This window comes from Shewanella sp. T24-MNA-CIBAN-0130 (assembly GCF_040310185.1).
GTDB classification, from domain to species: Bacteria; Pseudomonadota; Gammaproteobacteria; order Enterobacterales; family Shewanellaceae; genus Shewanella; species Shewanella psychromarinicola.
Map to the genome: position 1 here is coordinate 1 of NZ_JBEOPP010000373.1, position 262 is coordinate 262.

The 262-nt window shown below is 44.3% G+C and carries 1 protein-coding gene; it reads left to right on the plus strand.

Annotated features, from left to right (window positions below):
* Positions 1–262 (plus strand): hypothetical protein (locus AAEZ02_RS22775; protein WP_351125366.1); only part of this gene is annotated, 262 nt, incomplete at both ends.

A 262-nucleotide genomic window follows, 5' to 3' on the forward strand; every position in this document is an offset into this window, starting at 1 on the left:
GCGCTAGGCAAGCTTGATGAATCAGGCGTTGTTTATATTGGTGCTGAAGTTAAAAGCGGCGATATTCTAGTAGGTAAAGTGACTCCGAAAGGCGAAACGCAATTAACCCCTGAAGAGAAGCTACTACGAGCGATCTTCGGCGAAAAAGCGTCTGACGTTAAAGACAGCTCTTTACGTGTACCAAATTCTGTAACTGGTACTGTAATTGACGTGCAAGTTTTCACCCGTGATGGTGTTGAAAAAGATAAGCGTGCGTTAGAAG